We start from the raw sequence: 20,213 nt of genomic DNA, 5'->3' as shown, positions 1-20,213 counted from the left end.
CTCCTTTGTTTTTTCCATTTTACCACGAATCCCGAAAACGAGGGCTGATCTCATTTCCGGGATGTTTTGATTTGATTTAGTTTTTTGGTGGTTTGCTTTCGTTCGCGGTATTGGCGGATCATAAAGAACCGGGACATGACTTGCTGAATATACATCAAGAAAAGAATGCTGATCAGATCGGCAAGAAGGGTCAAGCTTTCGATTTTATAAAACCATGTATCAAGGCTTGGCGAGTGGTTGATCATAAAATAGATGATATATGGGATCAAGTCGTAGAGGAAGGCGCAGCCTAGAAAAATAAGGAATAGGCTTCCCTCTCGATGCATATGTTCATAGATCCATCCTGCCAAGTAGCCAAATAGAGCGAATAAGATCATATTCATCGGGAACATCTGGGCAAACAATAGATCGAAGCCAAGCCCGATGACCATGGAGATCAAAATCCGATTGAGCCAAGGTTTATCGACGGTATACACGAGGGTTCCGATAAAAACAAGGTGCGGAACGAAACTGTAATGGACATAGGTAAAATCGATCGGAAAAGCGAATGTGATCAAGGAATCCAATAGACCGAGTCCTATAAATCCGATCGCGATGATTTGTGCTTTTTTCATGCGCTTTTTTTCATCCCGATCACACTGACATAATTGAACGATTGAATATTGGAAACTGGTTTGACATAGATCGTGGAAACGATCGCATCATCCCCGATCACGGTGTCGACTACCGTACCGATCAAGACACCGGCTGGATAGTTACCCCCTTTTCCGCTTGTGGCCACTTGTTGTCCATTGGCGACTGTAACATCGTGATCGAACAAGTTGACTTGATACGCTTTGCGTTTGGTGTCATATCTTTGTAGGATGCCTTCGACATTGGTTCCATCATCGAGGGCGATCTGGATCGCGATATCGTTTCTTAGCTCAGGGCTAGTGAGCAGGCGGACTTGGCTTGTGGTCGTCTCTACGTGCTCGATCAAGCCGACAGCTCCCTCAGAAGAAGTGACGAGCATATTTTCTTCGATATTTTGATTTTTTCCGGCGGATAGCGTGACGCTTTGATTCCAGTTTTGAACAGGTCTTGAGAGCACGGAACAATTTACGCGAAGCGCTTCTTCCATCCCTCCCTGCAGATCGAGAAGCTTTTCGAGTTCGCGGTTTTTATTTCGTTCATCTTGATACATCGTCTCATAACTTCGCTGTGTGGCGAGCTGTTCGTTGAGATAAACGTTGTCGTCATAGACGTGCCATAAATTCGATACGTCGGAAATCATATTCGAGAGCGAGGTGATCGGATAATCGATCAAGCCATATTTTATATAGGTCCAGGCGCTATAGCCGATGTTGGTCATTGTATTTTGTCTTAGCGCGAGCATGAGGCTGCCGATCAATGTGACGACGAGGATCGCGCTGATCAAGATTCTTTGTAGTCGAGTTAGTTTTTTCATTCTTCCCCCAAAATCATTTCTTTCATTATAGCTACAAAGAAGGGTAGAATCAATGAAGAGCGCCGTTCTGTTTGAAGGAATACCAGTTGTCTTTTCCGACGATGATATGATCCATCACATAGATTCCCATCGTCTTGGCGACCTCCATGAGTTGATGGGTCGATGCGATATCGCTACGGGAAGGGGTCGTGTCGTTGGATGGATGGTTGTGTACAAAAAGGATCGAATACGCGTTATTGAGGAACGCTTCTTTGAATATTTCGCGAGGATGGATCAAAGACTCGTTGAGCGAGCCAATAAATATGACTTTATGGGTAATGATCTTCCCTTTGGTGTCTAGATAGACGCAGATGAAATGTTCTTGGGGAAGGATTCCGTACTCGATTTCAAACCAATTGAGCACGTCTTTTGGATGATGGATCGTTTGTTGATAGGTCTTAGCTTTCATCGCTCGCTTGCATAGTTCTATGGAGCCTGCGATCTGGAGCGCTTTGACTTCGCGGATCCCTTCGATCTCCATGAGCGACTGGATCGGAATATTGGGCAATGTGGATAGGTTGTTGGTTTTTTTCAGCAAGTCTTCGGCGATGACGTCCACTGGCCTATTTTTCGTACCGCTGGAAATGATCAAGCATAAAAGTTCTGTGTCGCTCAGAGATTCGATCCCTAGGCGCAGCGCTTTTTCTCTTGGTCTTTGTTCTTGCATCATTTCTTTGATCTTCATACTTTATAAATACGAATTCTTACTCAAAAATGAGCCGCGTTTTATTAATTCACATAATTTCACACAAAGAGTGTCTGAGTCCCCTTCTTGAATCGAATTTCTTATAATCATAGAAAAAGGAGGGAGCCCTATGTTTAAATTGATTTTTACGGATCTGCATACTTCGAAAGTGATGACTCGGATCTTATTTCTTGTGAATCTTTTCCTTTTTGTGGTCGCGATCTGGGTATCGTGGGTATTCCCTTTCCTGTTTCCTACACTTGTTTCCCATCCGTTCGTAAAATTGATTTCAGGTATGGGGTATGATCTATTTACACCACTTCTCTTGCTGAATGGCTGGTACTTATTTCGGGCAGAAGTCTTATTACGAAGATAATTGCGCAAGCATATCTTCGTATTTTTTTTGAAGTTCTTGTTTTTCTTCTTCCGTCATTTTACGCGCATGGGCATCGTGGTCATCCACCGTTCCAACATGACCTTCGATCGCTTTTCCATCTTTGACGACAACGACAAGAGGCACATAGAGCGTGAGCTCACCTTCCTCGTTCTTGGACATATAGTCTTGAAGATAAGGAATGATTTCTTGTTTTTGTTCCTCCGTATAAAGAAGTTCATTATTTTCATCGCGTGTCAAGATCGAATGGATCGAAACGTTTTGTCGTTTAGCTTCTTCTCGAAGGATCGGGAGCGCTTCTTGACACCATGGACAATTTTCAAAGCCAAAATACAATAGACCGCTTTTTTTCTCTTTGAAAAAGGAAAGGGCCTCTTCAAAAGACAATGGCTGCATCGTTTCAACAGTGTTTTGATCACCGATCGTACAAGCTTGCTCTTCGGAGCATGCGGATGGGGTTTTTGATGGAGTTTGTGTAGCGCAGCCAGCCAAAAGGAACACACAAAGAATGAAGAGTTTTTTCATAAATTAGATCCTTTCTTATAAAAAAAATGCCAATCTTTCGATTGGCACGTTTGCTTACAAAATGGGGCGGCTGACGCGGATCGAACGCGCGAATGACGGAGCCACAATCCGTTGTGTTAACCACTTCACCACAACCGCCATATGCTCAATTATAATATCGAATAATTGAGTGTTTGTAAAGAGAAAAAATAAAATTTTTAATTTATGAATTCTAAAACTTCCAAATAGCAAAAAACCGCATTTCTGCGGTTTTTAACTCAACTAGATGGAGCAGATGACGGGAAACTCCATATATTGTGCTACAACTTACTTTTGTTTACTGATTATGATATTAGATTGCTTAAAACCACTTATTTTGTTTTTTTTCGTGAACATTTCTCTCTTTTTTCCTCATATATTCCTCACGAAACATAAAAAAAGAGGTCCGAAGACCTCGCAATCACTCTTATCTCTTCAATTTGTAAATCTCTATCGCAACTGTTATAATAGCAATAGAGATCTCGATAAGCCTGAAAACAGCTTCGAAAATATCAGGTTTCATTATCTTCCTCCTTCCCAGCCAGAAGGGGGCTTTTTTTTAGGCCAAAATTAAAAGCCCCCTTTCGGGAGCTTTGTCTATCTTAGTCCCATCAAAGGACCAGTTTTTACCACATATCCGCGGTCAAGTTGAACAAGATCATTGCTGATGATCTTAGTCACAGTCGCTTGCAGCAAAAATACTCTGGATTTAGTGTTGGCCAGATAGTCATCCTTTTTGCCGTCGCCTGTATCATCGGCTTCTGAAACGTCGGATAGCGGGACCATCCCTCCTAGAGCTGGAATATTGACCAAGTTGCCTTGCACTGCTGAGTTAGTACCCGGTACAGCTACAATGCCACACGACACAGAAATGACCTTATCGCCAACTTTTAGCACGCAGTCCTGTGTCCACTTTTTAGCTGCGGATCCTCCTGGAGTGTAGACAGCCTTACCGTCCTTATCAAATACAGAGTAACCAACACCACAGGCTTTTTTAGCGTTTTCGAGTGACTTATAAGCGCCGATCTGCGACTTAACATCAGCCCATGATTTGCGGATGCGATAAAGCTGTTGAGATACTGGCTTTGCAGTCCCTTGACCCATTGCGGCTTTGATGTCTCTTGCAAGATCTCCAGACACGATTTTATGAGTCAGATAAGGCCCTGGACAAGCCGTGGATGCAAACATTTTGTGCATTGTGATACTGCCACTTGCTGCGCCATTATAGGCCGGGTTGATTCCATTCCGCTTGCAGATGTCAGCGCAAAGACGCACAAGAGCATTGTAAGCGGCTGGGCTGACTGGCCAGTCGCCACCGCACACGGAATTCGATACTTCGATCGTCACCGCACGCTGATCATTGTACTCGCTGGAGCTTGTCCAAGCGCGATTTCCTTCGTCCACACTGATTGCAATGTCGCCGCCATTTCCGATACAGTAATTGCTTGATGCTTGGCGTGTCGTTCCGGCAAAGTAGTCAGCACACTGCCGGCCACTCCAGATTGCCGCCATTTCGTGCGGTGTAATTTTTGATATTTTTTGCGTTCGCCCTCCGGAATGATTCCGGGTCGGGTTTCGATAAGTTGCTAAATTTGAGTTTGCCATATTATTTCCTCCTATTTCTCATTTGGTAACGCCAGGACTTCTTTTAAAAGATCCCGGGTGATATGATTTCCGCCTTCATCAAAATATCGATCAAATTCAGACTTGAGCAAGCCTTTCATTTCGATGGGACAGTATTCAAGATGTTTATAGTACTGTGCTTTATCAGCGAGCTTGAGCATCCGATTGGCTAAGTCGGATTTCACAAGGCTATCTACACTTTCTCGGATTGCGCTAACTTCATCTTTCAGATCATCGACATCCTTGCGGATATGATCCCTTTCTGCCTTTGCTGTTTCTGGTGATAGATCAATCATTTCTTTTGCATGATCATACGCTTTTTTTCGAAATTCGCGATACGAGAAAAAAGCGCCCACAAGAGCGCTTCCAATCGCAATCAAAGTCGGTAAGCCATACGCACTGATTACCTCTTCCATTTACCTTTCCTCTGCTTTGTCTTCAATCCACTTAGGCTTAAGAATTAACTGCTTAAATGCCTCATAACATCCGGTAGACGCCAGGCCGCTCACCGATCCAGAAAGGATAATTTCAAGGCTCACGCCTCGTGCATCAATACATGCCAGGATCGTTCCAAGTACGGCCATCACTACAGGGATATACCGTCGGCTCAAATCGTTCTCCGGCGTGAACGTCGTCCATACATACCCAATCACAACGCAGCACCCAACAATTAAAAGATTGAAATAAGATTGTAGAAATTCCATATATTTACCTCCTATTCTACAAGCTCCCAGCTATCCGGACTTTCGGCCGGACTATACACATTCCCGTCGATTTTCGAGCGGTAATGCTTTTCCTCAAAAGTAATCCCGTCACCCTTGCTGTAGGCGTCATGTGCTCCCGTAGGCGCCTTATACGGTGGAAACGGGTCTTGCGGATCGGCGACATTGACATAGAGCGACACGGCTTTGTCTGGCGTCCAGTCGGCCTGCGATGTGTGGTCTTGGAGTACGCGGTACAGCTTGCCGCCATACTGCAAATACGCCCCCTTTTTGTAGACCTGATCGACCTGCCACATTGGATAGAGTGGCCGCATGACAAGCGCCTGCTCGTCGGTGGCGGTGTCGAGGACGGTCTTATAAGACAAGTCGTCGAGCATCTTTTGCGCCTGTTTCCGTGCTCTCTCTTCTTCTTTTGCTCTTTCGTACGCTTCCCACGTGGCTTGATCAAAACTTGCATGCGTCTGACTGTCCGATCCGATATAGGTCATGTATCCTTCGATTTTGTCGATATCAATTGGATCATCAAAAAAGACCGGGGCATAGCATTGCTCGGTCTTTACAGAAGAAATATTTTTGATTGTGGCGTTTAAGCCGTATTCAATATAAATTTGCATTTTGCCTCCTTAAAATAAAAACCCGTCTTTCGACAGGTTTCTACATACTTAATTTTTGAGAAAGTGCTTCTTGCAATACGCCAGATAAACTTAGATGTGCTTTTGCTGCTTCGTCAGCCATCCAATGAGGAAGGCTAACTGATTTGATCACCGGCTTAGAGTCTTTTAATTCTGCGGTTGCTAGACTAATAAAGCCCCCTTTTGTTGGTTTCGCGTTTTCTCCGCTGGTTGCTGTTGGTAATGAAAGTCCATCATCAACCATTGCTTGTGCCCATGTTTTCAGGCAATCTTCAGCCATATAAAGCGCGTTTGGTAAATCTTTTCCTTCTGTCATACATTGGGGAATATCGACAAAAAACACCAAATAAGATCCGTCATCTTGCTTTACAAATTCAGCCGGATATACTAATTTTTTCATATTTTTATTTCATAAAACATAGATATCGACAAGCGTGCTCATTTGAGCTCCGCTTGTTCGATAATGGCTTTTGCTAAGGCTTCTTTTATTTCTTTGTGTCTTGGAATGGGAATTTTTGTTTTTCCATCTGTGTAAATGTCATGGTTCGCGCCATGTCTTTCAAAATGGAATCCAAGTTTTCCTAGCCTCTTTATAAGCTCTCTTTGTTTCATGGTTCCTCCTTGTGTTTATATAATACTATATAATCTCAAGAGTTTCAACTCTTAAATTAAATAATTTTATATAATTTACTGTGTTCGAATCCACATACGAAGATCATGTCGAGCTGTATTTTGTCCAGCCGGCGAACCTTGTATCAAAAACTTTTGTGCATTCGATCCGTTGAAAACATATAAATCAATATTCGTACCATTAGCAGTTGCGCCGCCCGCCACATCAATAACCTGATTCGAATTATTAATATTCGCAAACACAGCACGAATTTCTTGCCACGTTCCACCCATCACATTTGCGGGGTTCGAAATACTAGCTGCAGTGCATTCGAAAACTGATCCGATTGGATAGCCTCGCATGTCAGGGGTTATATTCGCCACTGGGGCGTTTGCTGTATTCGCTGGCTGCGCTGGTGTTCCGGTTTGATTGGCACCACTAAAGTTAAAACTTCCTTCTGTATATACCTCTACGCTTCCAGAATACCATGCCCACGGGAAATATACCCAAAGCTGGCAAGGTGTTGATGTAGACTGAGTATAGACTTTAACTTGGATCGAATTATGATAATACCCATTAACCCAAAAAGTAGTCCCATAGTTTTCGGCTGCAGGCTTGATTCTAATTTCTATTTCACTGTTTTGATCTGAGCGACCATTAAACCCATTGCCGGTATAAATCGTAATCGCATGTGTTGTCCCTCCGGTATTTGATGGGAAATCGCCGATATGGACCCATCTTGCGCCACCTCCCGAAGGACAATAAAAACGATAGTGATAACGCTTGGTTGCTTCTGGATAATTCCAGCTATCAACAATCATCCTTTCGCTCGCCCAATTACCGCTATATTGTTGGCGATAAAATAAGGAACCGCTCGATGTTAAGGCGCTTCGGATATACATTCCGTAATTGCTTCCATCAGAATATCCATTTCTGTGCCGTATACTCAAAACATTATTCCACACGCCGTTTAAAGCGAGTGCTCCGATAAAGCTACGATAATTCGATAATTGAGTCAGGTCGGTTAATCCCGGTCCAGCTCCCGCAAAAGGTACGCCATTATCAGTTAAGTCTTTGGCAATAGGAACCTGAAATTTGTTGTAAACTTTTGTGGCCATATACGACTCAAATGATCCATCATTCGAGCTCACTCCACCAAACGCTAAAGATTTACCGCCTGCCCCGAAATTGATCAACGCAAAAGACGGCGATACATCTGAGTACACCGTAGCGCTCGTGAAAAAGTCCGCCGCAACAGCCCGGAAGCTGAATTTGCTGTCCACAGAAAAAGGACCGGTTTTGATGATGCTTGAATTCGTACTATACGAATCCGTGATCGTGTGAATGTCGGTCCATGTGTTGCCATTAAGCTGTTGGATTTTAAAAGATCGTGTGTTTTTGTTCCCCATTGCAGCGATCGAGAAATTAAACAAAATCTTGACTGCTGTTCCTTCTTCGTTTTCCACGCCTGCACTTGTACACCGTACGGCTTTGAAGGTCGTGACAGATGGCGATGAATAAGCAGACACAGCGACCGTTACTGTTTTCGATGCCGTTCGCCCCCGTGAGTCGGTAACAGTAGCAACGACGTTCAAATTTCCAGAACCGTTAATGGTCTGTGTTGTAAAGACGTTACTATCCCTTGAGTATGTTTTGCCATCCGCTTTTACCGAATAGCTTTTGATCGTGCTTCCCTGGTTTCCGGCTGCGGCCACCGTCACTTTAAAAGTCGACCTGCCTTGTATATAGGCGGCGAATTGTGCTGCGATCCCGGCCGTTGCTTCAGCTACGGCCACAGATGAGATGCTCGGCACAATGTTTGATGGGACGCTGAGCGTTATATTGATGCTCTTATCGCCTATGATCGTGCTGCCGGACTTTGTTCTTACCAAAATATTCCATGTTCCGCTTGTTGCACTTGGTATCTTGCTTGCTAAAGATACTGGCGGCGTCCATTTTTGTGATGTCCCAGTTACACCAGTTGCAAGAGTTGTATAACTGGAATCGCTGGAATATTTGTAAAAAATATCGTGTGTGAAACTGCTGGTTGCTTTTGGGAGGTTGATCGTGACCTCAGATCCCATATTGATGCTTTCTGCGCTCACTGTTGGAACGGTTGCTCTAGGGATCTTAGGGATCGATCCATCAATATTGAATACTGTCCATCCCACCTCTGGCGTGTTGTATCCATTGATGCCTGCCTTGAACATCCATTGACCCCATTTTTTGCCCGTTGGCCACGATCCGTCAGGATTGTGCTCGACTTCGCTGTGCCGGTTTGTCAGGGCAAAAGTTTGAAGCGTCGTATTTCTGACGTCCATTGATACTGTCGACTCAAACTTGCCACCATTAAAGTCTCCGATCCCTACCTTGCCGTAAGCATTGTAGAAATAGTAAGCGCTGTTCAGACGATGGAGACGGATCGCCATCATCGAGATCTTTGTTTTATTTGCCTCAATATCTTGACAGTAGTCCCACTGCACATCGATCGAGTAGTAGGCGCTGGCCCAAACATTGCGCCATACAGCGCCATGCCAATTTCCGTAGGCCATAGATCATCACCTCACTTTCTTGAAGTCCAAGGATCCATTTGCTCGCGGAACGAAGGCAAAGTTTCCAATGCGCAAAGAATTTAAAAACACGCCGTCGTAGATGTACAGCGTGCTGTCGGAGATGTAAGCAACCTCCGCTTGCCCCTGGAGAAAAGAGATCCGATCTTTTGCGATCTTGAGCATCTGGTTGTTTCCGTTCTCCCCTAAAAAGATGTTCCCATCGATAAAACGGATAAACTTAGTGATCGTAGCAAACTCCTGGTTGGTCAGGTTTTGGTTGCTGTCTACCATCTGTTTGAAGGAATTAAACGACATCTCGAAGCTGTTGTATTTTTGGGTAAGAATCGTTGATGCTTCTGCAATCAATTTATCAGTGTCTCCCTTCGCATAGTATTGCTGCGAAACCTCGTTTTTTATGCTTTCCCCGGTCTGTGCGATCGACGTTGACAGGCGCTGTTCCAGCTGAGATGCGGTATTCTGGATCGCTTCATCAATGCTGTTCCGAACCGTAAGAGGTAGTCCTCTAGCAATAATGCTCATAGGCAACCCCCCCCCCCGACCAGATCGGCAGGGTTTGATCTATACACAAATTTATCTGAACTTAAAGAAACCATGATGTTTCGGATATGAATTACCGTTCCGGCTTTCATTGCTCCTGAAGAAGCTCTGATTTCAAAATCCACAAAACCGTGATAGGTGTTATCAAAAATATAGGAATTCCTTGGATGATGTACGTTTGAAAATTCAGTTCGTGTTGTTGGAATAGCAAATCCTTTGGAATTGGCATCACAAATACCTACATTGCAAATTAAAGAATTTCCCCCATCGGGAATTTCCGCCCACATATCGAAAGTTAAACGATAATCAGTTAAACCATAGGGAAGATTCAAGGATTGAAACCTTGGTACTGCTATTCCACTTGTATCGGAATTTACAGTAATATCTATTCCTCCGCCTGAAACGACCCTTGAAACCGAACAAGCTCCACTTCTTCCGATTTCTTGTATCACGGCTTTCGAAACAGATAAGATATTGTAACCACGTGCGTATTCTAACCCGTCGGGAGTATTAACGATTTGAAGTTCAGGGTAGTTACTCATCTGAAGTACCCCCCCCGGTCGAGATTCGAAGGAATGCTCGAACCGATTACAAAGATATCAGCTTTGACAAGCTCTGTAGTTATTTCCGTATGAGTTTGCGTTGTTAGATTAGCATCTAACCACAATCCCATTTGTGAATAATCCGATGGAACTGTTAGCGTTATGGTTGAAACACCTTCGCTGTTCTCAATAACTTGTACGGTTTCAGGATAAATAGAAATTCTATCATTGTCAGAATTGAACCACTCTATACGAGCATGAAGCTTTTTGCCTGATGTAGATTTGATTCGAATCTGAAACGTTACAACATCTCCAGCTTTAATACCCCAATCAGAATAAGGTTTAGTAGCCCATGTCGAACATTGTCCTCGATACCTGTCGACTTTAATGGACATCCAATCATCGTGGTAGGGAATAAGCGAAAGGGTATCTAAAAGCGAAACATCAAGATATGCGCTATTTGGATTTCTAGCAATCATAAATGCAACATAAGCAGTTTCAAACTTTAGCGTATAAGTTGTAAAGTAATTCCATCCTTTGCCAATTCCTAAATATTTTTTATCTTTGTCGAATTCAAGAATCCATATCATTAAATGAGAATTATCTCCAGAAAAGGTGATTTTTCTGTCTGATCCGCAAGGAATAAGATCTTTTGAACGAACTCTTTTCTCGTGAAGCGAGTGCGTGGAAGAATCTTTACATGCCGCATAGTCACTTCCGACAGAAGCATAAGGATCGAGTTTACCTTGCTCAAACATATCAGACGTTAATTTGATTTCCATTCTCTCACTCCTTTCTAATTCTCCAGCGTCGCATAGACTTCTTTCGGCGTTGTAAGGGTCAATGTCTTGCCCGTTGCGATCGCTGCAGCCACTCCGACTTGATACCACTTGATCGCACCGAAAGCGTTGACTTGAGTGTCGGTAAGCTCTTTACCGCCTTTAAAAACCTTGGCTGTAATGGTCAAGGTCTTTTGTGAGGCGGTAAACTCCAATCCGTTTGGCGTGTCGTAGACGATCAGAAAAGCATCTGTCCCATCTGTCCCTTGCCTTGATACGGAATAGCTCGTGGTCGTTTTGTTGTCCGAATAAGTGACGATCGTTCTCGTCCACAAAAACTGTCCGACCGGAACCGTCGGAATCGTTGTTGACCAAGTGCCAGTAGGAACCGTTGTCCCAGAAGCACCTGCCTGATAAGTGACGGCTGTGCTTTTGACAGTAACAGAAGTACCATTGGTTCCGTTTGTACCATTAGAACCGTTTCTAGACACACTGTAAGCGGTCGTAGATTTTCCATCCGAATAATTGACAACCGTTTTCGTCCATAGATATTCGCCTGCATTTGTTGCAGGAGGCGAATTAACCCATGTACCAGTAGGTGCAGTAGTTCCGCTCGAAGACTTTTGATAAGTAACCGATGTGCTCGATACAGTCACAGATGTACCATTGGTGCCGTTGGTCCCGTTTTTAGGGATGTAGGATACAGAATAGCTTGTACTTGTCGTGTTGTCTGTATAGGTGAGGATCGTCCTCGTCCAGAGATATTGACCTTGGCTTACTGCTGGCACCGTAGCGTTCCACGATCCTGTTGGCGCTGTCGTACCCGATGTGCCGGATTGGTAAGTGATTGCCGTAGACTTAACACCCTTCCCTGTTGCACCCGGGCTTCCCGGCGCTCCAGTAGCACCCGTCATACAGATTGGTGATGTTTCGCTTGTCGTTCCGTCGACGAAAGTAAACTTGATCTTCATCCAGATGTATTTTCCAGATGCTTCGCTTGGTTTGGTCGTGCTCCACGATCCTCCTGTTTGTGTGGTGTTGGATGTGGATTGGTAGTAATAAGTTTCTTGTTTTTGCGATGTGAGCTTGTCGACCTTCGTACTAACCGAGTTGACCGACTGCGTGATCTTGCCCGCCTCCACCTTGAGTTGGGCATCGGTGTAGTCCTTCGCCCCTTGGATCGCCGTATTGACTTCGGTCTTCGTCGCCCGTAAAGCAATCGCCTGCGAGTTCTGCTCAATTCCTGTTTCCGCCGTCGTTATCCGGCTTGTCAAGTCCGTGATGCCATCCTGGATCCCGCTGATCTGCCCCTGCGCTGTGGCGATGTCTTTTTTCGCCTGTGTCACGTCAGCCTGCGCTTTGTCCACCGCTTGCTGTGCGGCATTGAGTGCCGTTTTAGCGGCGTTCAGCTGTTCCGTGGTCGTCGCCTGGTCAGATTCGAGTGCGGTCACAGCGTCTTTGGCTGCTTTCAAGTCTGCTTCGGCCTTAGTGAGCTTTTGGTTCGCTTCCGATTGATTGGATTGCAGCTCCGCAAGGTTCGATTGCGCCTTTTGGAGAGCCTGATTTTGTTTGAGCAACTCCGCGTCAATCGCATCCTTGTTTTGCTGGTACTCTGTGTTCGATACCTTGCTTTTCAGCCCGTCGGCGTTCGCCGTGATCTGCGTTTGCAGATCGCCTTCCATGTCTGCCATTTCGCTCTTTGTCGCATATGATCCCGAAATATCCAAAAGGATTTGTTCGGTCGCATCCGCCACATCCTGCTTTGCTTCGGCCGCCGCATCTTTCGCTTCCTGGATTCCGGTCTTGATCGGGCCGATCTCCTGCTCGATCTCCTGCGCTTTATTAACGGCTTCTCCGGCCTGCTGCGCTGCATTCTGTGCGCTCTGGCTTGCGTTGCTTGCGCTTGTCGCTGCCTGATTGGCGGTGTCGATTGCCTGCAGTGTGGCGCTCCATGTGCCGTCAAGCTCAGGATCAGAGTAAGCAATAGCGTCCGGGTTTTTATAGACAGCCTTAAACCGCACCCAAAGATATTTAGCTGCATCAAATGTCGGTGGAGTAGCGCTCCATGATCCGCCCTCTTGAGCTGTGTTGCTGGTCGACATGTAAAATTCCCTCGTCATGCTCACGAGAGACTGCCCATCATCGCCTCGGATCTTTGCCCAGGTGTAGTCGCTCGGCTTTTCGCTGTCCGCTTCCAGATGATCGCTATACTGCCCCATCCATTTGCCTTCCGTCTTGCCACTGTTGCCAGTAAAGGTCTGCCCTCCATCGTTCGAATAGCGAATATGCAAGTAAAGAGGCTCTGGCGTCACACCGTCATGCACATTGGTCAATGTTACCTCGGCCCGTGCATATATCTTGCTGTCCTTGATCGCCTCAAAGCCGTATACGGCTTGCGCGCCAAAATCGCCAGAAGAAACGATGATTGTTTTTGTTGTAGCGATCTGTGTTCCATCTTTCTTCCACACGATTTGATACTGATCAGCAATGTCAACGACGCCATCCATGACCTGCGCGGTCAGTGTCGTACTACCTTCCCCGTTGACAAACTGGATGCCGTTGTCGCTCATGATCTGCCCGATGTATACCTTGTTTTCTTTGATCAAAGCTTCGACTCGTGCCATCAAGGACGAATCGACTTCTGACTTCAAGACCTCGACGTTCGAGTAAATCGTTTTATTTCTTGATTCATCGGTGATGCTTCGCACCTGCTCCGTCACACGTGCTTCCAAGTACAAGATCGGGTTGTACTCCTCGTCTGTGATCCGCACCGTATCGCCGATTCCAGTATCTGCATAGCCTTCGATTTCGTAAGTGACCTTCGGCGTGCAGTTCTTTTTCAGCTCGGCTAGTGCTCGACCATACAGCATTTCCTTATCCGTAACATCGCAATCCCAGTGGACAAGGACATAGCGGTCCTGTGATTTGCTCATAAAAGACGGGAAACGATCACGAGCGAGAGGCGCACGGATCAATGCACCATCCGTAAAGAATTCGACTCTTCCATCTTTATCTTTAACCGTATGACTAACGCCCGATATATCAATCTTGGAATCGCTGCCTTCGATCGTTCCGCCATGTGGATAGATGCAGGTATACAGGTCGGTGATATCGCTTGTTTTCTTGATTCCTTTGATCTCACGGCCGTACACAAGGTTAGAGACATTCGCTTTTCCAATGCCTTGTACGGTGTCGGAATGCGCACGATATACGTTCATAACGATCTTATTCAAGGAGTAATCCTGATTGAGCTGCGGCACAAATTCGAGCTCGGCATCAAACACGTTGGCCAAACTGTATAAACGAGAAAGGACGGTGTTTTCGCCGTCCCATTTGTTCTTTATTTGCTTGTCGCTGACCTCGTTTAAGCCGATCTGCACGGTGTTTTCAGGATCAAACTTATTCTTATACCACAAAAACGAATGCGCCTCTCCCGGATCGATTCCCGAAACCTGTTCGTTCAGCAATTCCAGGTTCGTGGACCACGCTTCGATCTCGACTTCGTTCTCGTCGCGATGCACGATCATGATATTGAGATAGTAGTCTCTGCGATCGGTTTTAAAAGCGATCTTATAGCCCTCAACAAGGTGCAAAGAGTCGGGATGCTTTGCGTCCGTTTTAAAAGTAAACGTGTTGCTCGTTCCTTCCAGATACTCGTGTAGCTCATCATCCCAGAAAGGAAGACCATCAGGAACGTTATTGTCCAGGAAAGCCACAACAGTATCATTCTGGTCTAGAATTGCAATTCGAGATGTGAGTTTGATCATAACCATGCCTCCCTGATTTCTGCAGTGATCGTCGGCGCCGGTGAACTAAAAGACGAGTGATAAAACTCAACCTTATTTACACCCGGTTTGGCCAGAAAGTACTTGGTGCCCGTCATCTCATCCTGCGGCCTCGGCATCCCTCTAAAATACATCTTGCCCTCGTTGCCTTTCACGATCATATCAGCGTTTCCTGGATATCGGTTCGGTACGTCCTTCCAGTGCTGTACACCTAGCTTATCAAAGATAAAGCTTCGGATACCCATATGAGTAACCAACCTGTTCCGATAAACCGGATGGCATTTGAATGCCATTGAGATTTTGGCGCATTCCCAGTTTTCAATTTCGGGGATCTCGAATGATGGGTACGTTGCCCACCAGTAGAAAGTAAGCTTTCGGCCGACTTTTCGCAGATCGCAGTGCCCATTTGTTCTCCACCAAGGGTTCTTGTTGGTTTCATGACTGGATTCGTATGAGTAAGTCGCAAGGATCTTTCCATCGCTCCATAACTCGTAGTGGGCGGTATTACCAGAGAGATCTTGTTTATACCAGTTGACACCGGCAATCTGTTTATTATCGGCTGTCAACCAATTGATGTTAAACTCTCCAACTTGCCCCATCAGACCAGCCCACATAACCACAAAAAAGTAAGAGTAAAAATTCTTCGCCCCTACGTGTCCATTCGAATCGGCAGGTACCGCTACAGTGCGCTGACCACCTGTCATAGCCTGTCCTGGATTCGGGCCGGCACTGCCAAAGCTAAGCCATTGTTGATCCCACCAATTGACAACAGCTAAAGTTCCTGTTGCATCATAGTTTGGATGCATATAGTCCACGCCGGATGCGCCATCATCTGCTTTGTTAAAAAAGTTTGTCATGGTCAAGAGTCGTTCATTCATTTCCACGATCTTGCCGTCCGCCTCTTCTTTTTTTCCATACTGCATGGCCCCTGATTCCGAAACGATCCCGATGTATCCATTTTCATGGTTCATGTGGATCTTGTAATCGATCGGGACTGCTGCGGTTCCTTTATTTTCGATGTTTGCGGTAAGCACTCCCTCGATCAGAGTGGCTGTAAACGACTTAGTGACGGTAGAATACTTCAAAGGATCTGTACAAGTAAACACGATCTCGCCGACAACAAAATTCTTGCCTGGTTCTACGGTCGAGTTTTCGGTTTTTGTCGCCACAAAGTATTTATCCGGTTCATCGGCAAAGATAAGCTGCGCCTGCTCTGGATCAAGCAGGGCGTTCAGCTTGTTATAAGCCTGCCGAAAATCGTGATCTGTTTGCGCGCCCATCATGTAATGCACTGTGATCTTTCTTTCCGGATAGCGCTTTTTTCTGTATTTAGAGCCGTTGGAAAAGCCGACCTCGAAAGTATCAAGTTCGGCTTCCATCAGCTCACGACCGGTCGTTCCGGTCACGACGAATTGTGGTATCTCGTCTTCGATCCAGACCCCGTTAAAGGAGAAGGATTCAGCCATACGATCTTTGACCTCGCCTTTAGTGGCAGGCATTAAATCGTGAAATTCATACATTTTATCGTTCTCCTTTCATTTTTTTCAAAAATTTCGATCGTTTCTCTGTGACATCCTCGTAGTCTTCCGAGGTCGCTTTTGCGAATTCACGACCGTTTACATAGAGTGGAACATCTACGGCGACATTGATCCCATACGAGTAATCCGACGCCTGTGTGAATTGCCCGCCCGCGAATGCAAATGCCATTGGATCCGCGGCCATAGCAGTTAGATCCATGATGTTGTCGATCGCGCCTTGGACTTGCCGATATGTCCCTTCGATTCCTTTTACTAGTCCCAGTCCAATATACCGCCCATCCTCGGCCGTAACCTTAGAAGGCGAATTGATCCGAGCCTTCGCCCGGATGGCTTCATCGGCCGCCGCTGCCAGTCGTGCGGCTGCAGCTTGGACCGCACCCACAGACGCATTCAGTCCAGAAGCGAGTCCTTGACCAATATACGCTCCACAGGAATAAGCCCGCCCTCTAGCGGCGCTCAAAACATTAAACATCGATGCTAAAGCGCTAGAAGCGATCGAAGGCAGTTTAGCCATTCCAGAACGCACTCCATTGGAGATCCCGTTCCCGATCTGTGTTCCTGCACTTTTTGCTTTATTCGCTGCTTGATTCATCGCCTGGATCATTTGGTTTAAGGCGGATTTAACTTGGCTTGTCCCTTTTACAGCCCCCTGTCCGACTTGGGCAAAAGAAGATATTGCCGAAGAGGACAGCGAAGCAAAGCGAGAGATCGCTGCGGTAATCATACTTCCAAGGCTTTGCAGTCCGGTTGATAAAGCTTGAACCGGACCGTTTAAAGACGACATAGACGAAGCGCATGTTTTCACAGCAGATCCAAGGATCGCCATGCTTGCGCTCGCCGCCACCAGAAGAACTCCGGCTGCAGCAGCCGAGGCAGCAAAGCTAGTCAAGGCTGATGACGCAGAGGACAATGGCCCGCTCAAGGTACTCATATTCTGGAACTGGGCAACAACTTGAGGCATCTGTGCGCTTGCTGAAACTATGCTTTCTACATTGTTTGCAATCATAGTAAGTCCAGTCGCCAATAACTGCATCTGTGCTCCGGTATCGCCTAGGTTCAAAGCATTTGCAGCAATAGCCCCTACGCCTGTCGCGACAGCTGCTAGGCTCGCACCCATATCAAACAGATTGAGCCCCGTCAACCTTTCCACTCCCCGTGCCAAAAGGTCAAACCCTTTTCCCGCATTCAGGCATGCATTACCGATCGAGTCGATCACACTCGCCACACCAGACAAGACATTATTGACCATATTTCCAAACGATTCGAAAACACCCGAAACGCCTTCGAACACCGAGTCGACGATCCCTTTAAACTCATTCAAGACGTCGCAGACACCACTGAATACGGTTTCAACAATGTTTCTCAAGTTCTCCAACGCTGGGTTGACTTGATTAACGAGGTTCGTAAATGCGTCGCAAATTGCTTGTACGGCTTGGCTGGTCGCTTCCACCATTTTTGTTACTTCCGGAATGTATGGAGCCAATACTGAAATAATTTGTGTAATCGCATTCGCGATGATCTGAACGATATTCGTGAACATGTTTGCGATGATCTCGATCACTGGCGTCAAAGCCTCAACGATCGTAGCGATAGCCGTGCCAATGGCTTCGATTACCGCCGAAAGCGCTTCCCCAAAAGCCGTGACTAATGGAGATAGCTTCGCCAATGATTCTGCGATGATTGGCAGTATCGGAGCCAACTGATTCAGCGCTTCCACAAAAATTTGAACTGCGGTATTTAGTACGCCAGTCATAATATCGGCCAGCCCCTGAAGGAACGGCAACACGATATCTTTACACGCGGCCAACGCAAGGAACGCCGCCGTCAGGGTGGCGACCACTCCAGCAAATGCCAGCACTCCAACCGGATTCAAACTAGAGATAGCCGAAGAAATGCCACGGAACGCCGTGCTGATTCCTTTTCCGACCCCTTTGAACGCCGTGCTGATCCCGGTGCCAATACCCTTAAACATATTTCCAATGGAGTCGACGCATTGCGCCACTTTGCTTTTTGTTTGATTTAATGGCGGCGCTGCCCCCGATGGCAATTTTTTGAATGGATTCGGTAATGCTTTTTTCAATAAAGAAAAAACGCTTCCGAGAGCGCCAGATGCGAGGGATTTCAATCTATTGAACGATCCGCAAAAAAGCATGACGGCGCCAACGCCAGCCGCGAGTTTGCCGACGACTCCGCCTGTTTTTGCATCTAAATCCGCGATAGCCGTTACGGCATCCGCAATAAAGCGCGCCACCGATCCGATGACTTCCCCGAACGTTTTCGCTCCATTCGCCGCATCGCCAGACAAGGAGGTAGCCACCCTTCCGATCATATCCCCCAAACCGTTAAATGCGGCCTTTACAGCCTCTATAGCGCCAGTATTTAAAAATCCGTTTTTGAAATTGTCCCACGTCTTTTTAACATTGTTGATGACCGTTGAAAACCGATCTAGAGAGAAGCTGTCGATGACGTCCGCGAGCTTGGAAATCGCATCGATCCCCACCTGGCTTAGCTTATCAAATGCCGGAGCAAGTTTGACTTGCAGTGTTTCCATCAGCCCCTGCATCGCCTCATCCACACCTTTATACTGGGTGGCCATTTTACCGAAGGCGTCATTGTTACCAACAGCTGAAATGGCGTCAAAGAAATCTTGCGTCGCGACGGTCCCTTCTGACACATTGGAAATCAGCTCGGATGTGGTCATGCCCATCTGTTTTGCGACAGCGGCGATTCCTGCCGGTGTTTGTTCAAGCATGAGCTTGAAATCCGCCCAGGCAACAGTTGGCTTTGCCGCCATCTGTGTCGCTTGCTGACTCAACGTTTTCATAGCCTGCTGAGGGCTTTCAGCTGCTGCCGCAAGGCCGCCAAACCCGGTGACGAGCTTGTCACAGTTTTTTATACCGACCGCCGAAAGCTGGGAATACGTGCTAGCCATGTCGGAAGCGCTATATATAGACTCTGTCGCAAATTTGGATAGTGTCCCTCTTACACGCTCGATCTCTCCGCTTGAAGCTCCAAAAGCCTTCATATTCCCCTCGAATGTCTTCCAGGCTTTGCTTGAGTTGTTCATTTCTCCAACGAATCCCGAAAATTGACTCGTGATCAAACCAATACCTTTTTTACCGACTTCCATGAGCGCGCCGAATTTAATGGCGCTCATGCTTCGGCTCGTATCATCAGCCTCTTTCTGCAGACCTTTCAGCTTGTTTTTGATCCCATCCAAGATGTTGCCAGCGGCATCCTTTGCTTGCACAACAAGGATATGGGGGTTTTTAGCTATGGCCACCGCTTTTGTTTTGATCGAATCTAGCTTGCTCGTTGCTTTGTCTCTTATGGTTGCAATGATCTCGAACGGTTTTTTCGCGATACCTGAAGCGGTCGCTTTGATCTTTTCGATCTTGCTGGTCGCTTTGTCGACCGCTTCGATCTTAGTTTCAATGTCGGTTTTCGATAGCCCCTCTGCCGCCTCTTGGACTTTTTCAATCTTCGGCGATGCTTTGTCCTGCGCTGTAGACGATAAGATAAATATGTACATAAACGATGAGATAAATATGTACAATTTCTAAAAAAAGATTGTAAAATTCTCTTATTTGCAGGGAGGATTTTATGATCATTACTTTATCAATCAACAACTCGTTGCGTGTTGATTCTTTGACAGATTTGAACAAGCTTATGCCGCTTATGAAGGAGGGTGTTTTGAAATTGAACAAATCCAAGATTGCCCGTGAACTCGATGTCGATCGCAGAACGGTCGATAAATATCTGAA

18 protein-coding genes and 1 tRNA gene are annotated in these 20,213 nt (G+C 46.1%); 1 reads left to right on the top strand and 18 read right to left on the bottom strand.

The genetic code is table 11. From position 1 onward, the window contains the following. Nucleotides 1-50 precede the first annotated feature (50 nt). The 3 genes from mreD to radC are packed head-to-tail and all read right to left on the bottom strand — an operon-like array spanning nucleotide 51 to nucleotide 2,171. Entirely contained in the window at nucleotides 51-614 is a 564-nt protein-coding gene (gene mreD / locus BO225_RS09030) for a rod shape-determining protein MreD (protein WP_076341909.1), read from the bottom strand. Then, nucleotides 611-1,447 (bottom strand): rod shape-determining protein MreC, encoded by an 837-nt coding sequence (mreC, locus tag BO225_RS09025; RefSeq protein ID WP_076341908.1) that lies wholly within the window; start codon nucleotides 1,445-1,447, stop codon nucleotides 611-613. The genes mreD and mreC overlap by 4 nt, the downstream gene beginning before the upstream one ends. A gap of 49 nt (nucleotides 1,448-1,496) precedes the next feature. Next, on the bottom strand, nucleotides 1,497-2,171 hold the full coding sequence (radC, locus tag BO225_RS09020; RefSeq protein ID WP_076341907.1) for a RadC family protein: 675 nt from the start codon (nucleotides 2,169-2,171) through the stop codon (nucleotides 1,497-1,499). Between the two features lie 130 nt (nucleotides 2,172-2,301). On the opposite strand from radC, the gene BO225_RS09015 reads away from it, so the two are divergent. Continuing rightward, entirely contained in the window at nucleotides 2,302-2,547 is a 246-nt protein-coding gene (locus tag BO225_RS09015) for a hypothetical protein (RefSeq protein WP_076341906.1), read from the top strand. Here BO225_RS09015 and BO225_RS09010 read toward each other — a convergent pair. The 15 genes from BO225_RS09010 to BO225_RS08940 form a co-directional block, all read right to left on the bottom strand. Beyond that, the gene (locus tag BO225_RS09010) at nucleotides 2,536-3,090 is read right to left on the bottom strand and encodes a TlpA family protein disulfide reductase (protein ID WP_076341905.1); all 555 of its coding nucleotides are present in this window, start codon (nucleotides 3,088-3,090) and stop codon (nucleotides 2,536-2,538) included. The genes BO225_RS09015 and BO225_RS09010 overlap by 12 nt on opposite strands. 62 nt (nucleotides 3,091-3,152) lie before the next feature. Further along, nucleotides 3,153-3,228: transfer RNA gene (locus BO225_RS09005), tRNA-His, on the bottom strand. A gap of 477 nt (nucleotides 3,229-3,705) precedes the next feature. After that, nucleotides 3,706-4,713, bottom strand: coding sequence for a peptidoglycan recognition protein family protein (locus tag BO225_RS09000; RefSeq protein ID WP_076341904.1), 1,008 nt, complete (start codon nucleotides 4,711-4,713; stop codon nucleotides 3,706-3,708). Between the two features lie 11 nt (nucleotides 4,714-4,724). Next, nucleotides 4,725-5,147 carry a hypothetical protein gene (locus BO225_RS08995; protein ID WP_076341903.1) on the bottom strand — a complete coding sequence of 141 codons (423 nt, stop codon included), beginning with the start codon at nucleotides 5,145-5,147 and terminating at the stop codon, nucleotides 4,725-4,727. Beyond that, nucleotides 5,148-5,435: a phage holin family protein gene (locus BO225_RS08990; protein WP_076341902.1), complete on the bottom strand. Its 288-nt coding sequence runs from the start codon at nucleotides 5,433-5,435 to the stop codon at nucleotides 5,148-5,150. 11 nt (nucleotides 5,436-5,446) lie between these two features. After that, entirely contained in the window at nucleotides 5,447-6,067 is a 621-nt protein-coding gene (locus tag BO225_RS08985) for a carbohydrate-binding protein (protein ID WP_076341901.1), read from the bottom strand. Nucleotides 6,068-6,107: 40 nt separating this feature from the next. Beyond that, nucleotides 6,108-6,485 (bottom strand): type II toxin-antitoxin system HicB family antitoxin, encoded by a 378-nt coding sequence (locus BO225_RS08980; RefSeq protein ID WP_076341900.1) that lies wholly within the window; start codon nucleotides 6,483-6,485, stop codon nucleotides 6,108-6,110. A 38-nt stretch (nucleotides 6,486-6,523) separates the two neighbouring features. Further along, nucleotides 6,524-6,697, bottom strand: coding sequence for a type II toxin-antitoxin system HicA family toxin (locus BO225_RS08975; RefSeq protein WP_076341899.1), 174 nt, complete (start codon nucleotides 6,695-6,697; stop codon nucleotides 6,524-6,526). Nucleotides 6,698-6,772: 75 nt separating this feature from the next. Continuing rightward, a complete protein-coding gene (locus BO225_RS08970) occupies nucleotides 6,773-9,247 on the bottom strand; it encodes a DUF859 family phage minor structural protein (protein WP_076341898.1) in 2,475 nt (824 codons plus the stop codon). A gap of 6 nt (nucleotides 9,248-9,253) precedes the next feature. Next, the gene (locus BO225_RS08965) at nucleotides 9,254-9,787 is read right to left on the bottom strand and encodes a hypothetical protein (RefSeq protein WP_076341897.1); all 534 of its coding nucleotides are present in this window, start codon (nucleotides 9,785-9,787) and stop codon (nucleotides 9,254-9,256) included. Continuing rightward, the gene (locus BO225_RS08960; protein WP_076341896.1) at nucleotides 9,784-10,347 is read right to left on the bottom strand and encodes a hypothetical protein; all 564 of its coding nucleotides are present in this window, start codon (nucleotides 10,345-10,347) and stop codon (nucleotides 9,784-9,786) included. The genes BO225_RS08965 and BO225_RS08960 overlap by 4 nt, the downstream gene beginning before the upstream one ends. Further along, nucleotides 10,344-11,129, bottom strand: coding sequence for a hypothetical protein (locus BO225_RS08955; protein WP_076341895.1), 786 nt, complete (start codon nucleotides 11,127-11,129; stop codon nucleotides 10,344-10,346). Before BO225_RS08955 ends, BO225_RS08960 begins: the two co-directional genes overlap by 4 nt. Nucleotides 11,130-11,143: 14 nt before the next feature. Beyond that, on the bottom strand, nucleotides 11,144-14,893 hold the full coding sequence (locus BO225_RS08950; protein WP_076341894.1) for a phage tail protein: 3,750 nt from the start codon (nucleotides 14,891-14,893) through the stop codon (nucleotides 11,144-11,146). Continuing rightward, nucleotides 14,890-16,431, bottom strand: coding sequence for a distal tail protein Dit (locus tag BO225_RS08945; RefSeq protein WP_076341893.1), 1,542 nt, complete (start codon nucleotides 16,429-16,431; stop codon nucleotides 14,890-14,892). Before BO225_RS08945 ends, BO225_RS08950 begins: the two co-directional genes overlap by 4 nt. 1 nt (nucleotide 16,432) lies before the next feature. After that, on the bottom strand, nucleotides 16,433-19,981 hold the full coding sequence (locus BO225_RS08940) for a tape measure protein (RefSeq protein WP_076341892.1): 3,549 nt from the start codon (nucleotides 19,979-19,981) through the stop codon (nucleotides 16,433-16,435). Nucleotides 19,982-20,213 lie beyond the last annotated feature (232 nt).

Origin of the sequence: Dubosiella newyorkensis (assembly GCF_001945605.1) — a bacterium.
GTDB classification, from domain to species: domain Bacteria; phylum Bacillota_I; class Bacilli_A; order Erysipelotrichales; family Erysipelotrichaceae; genus Dubosiella; species Dubosiella newyorkensis.
The sequence above is the reverse complement of the archived record's forward strand: the minus strand, read 5'-3'. Positions and strand labels throughout refer to the sequence as shown.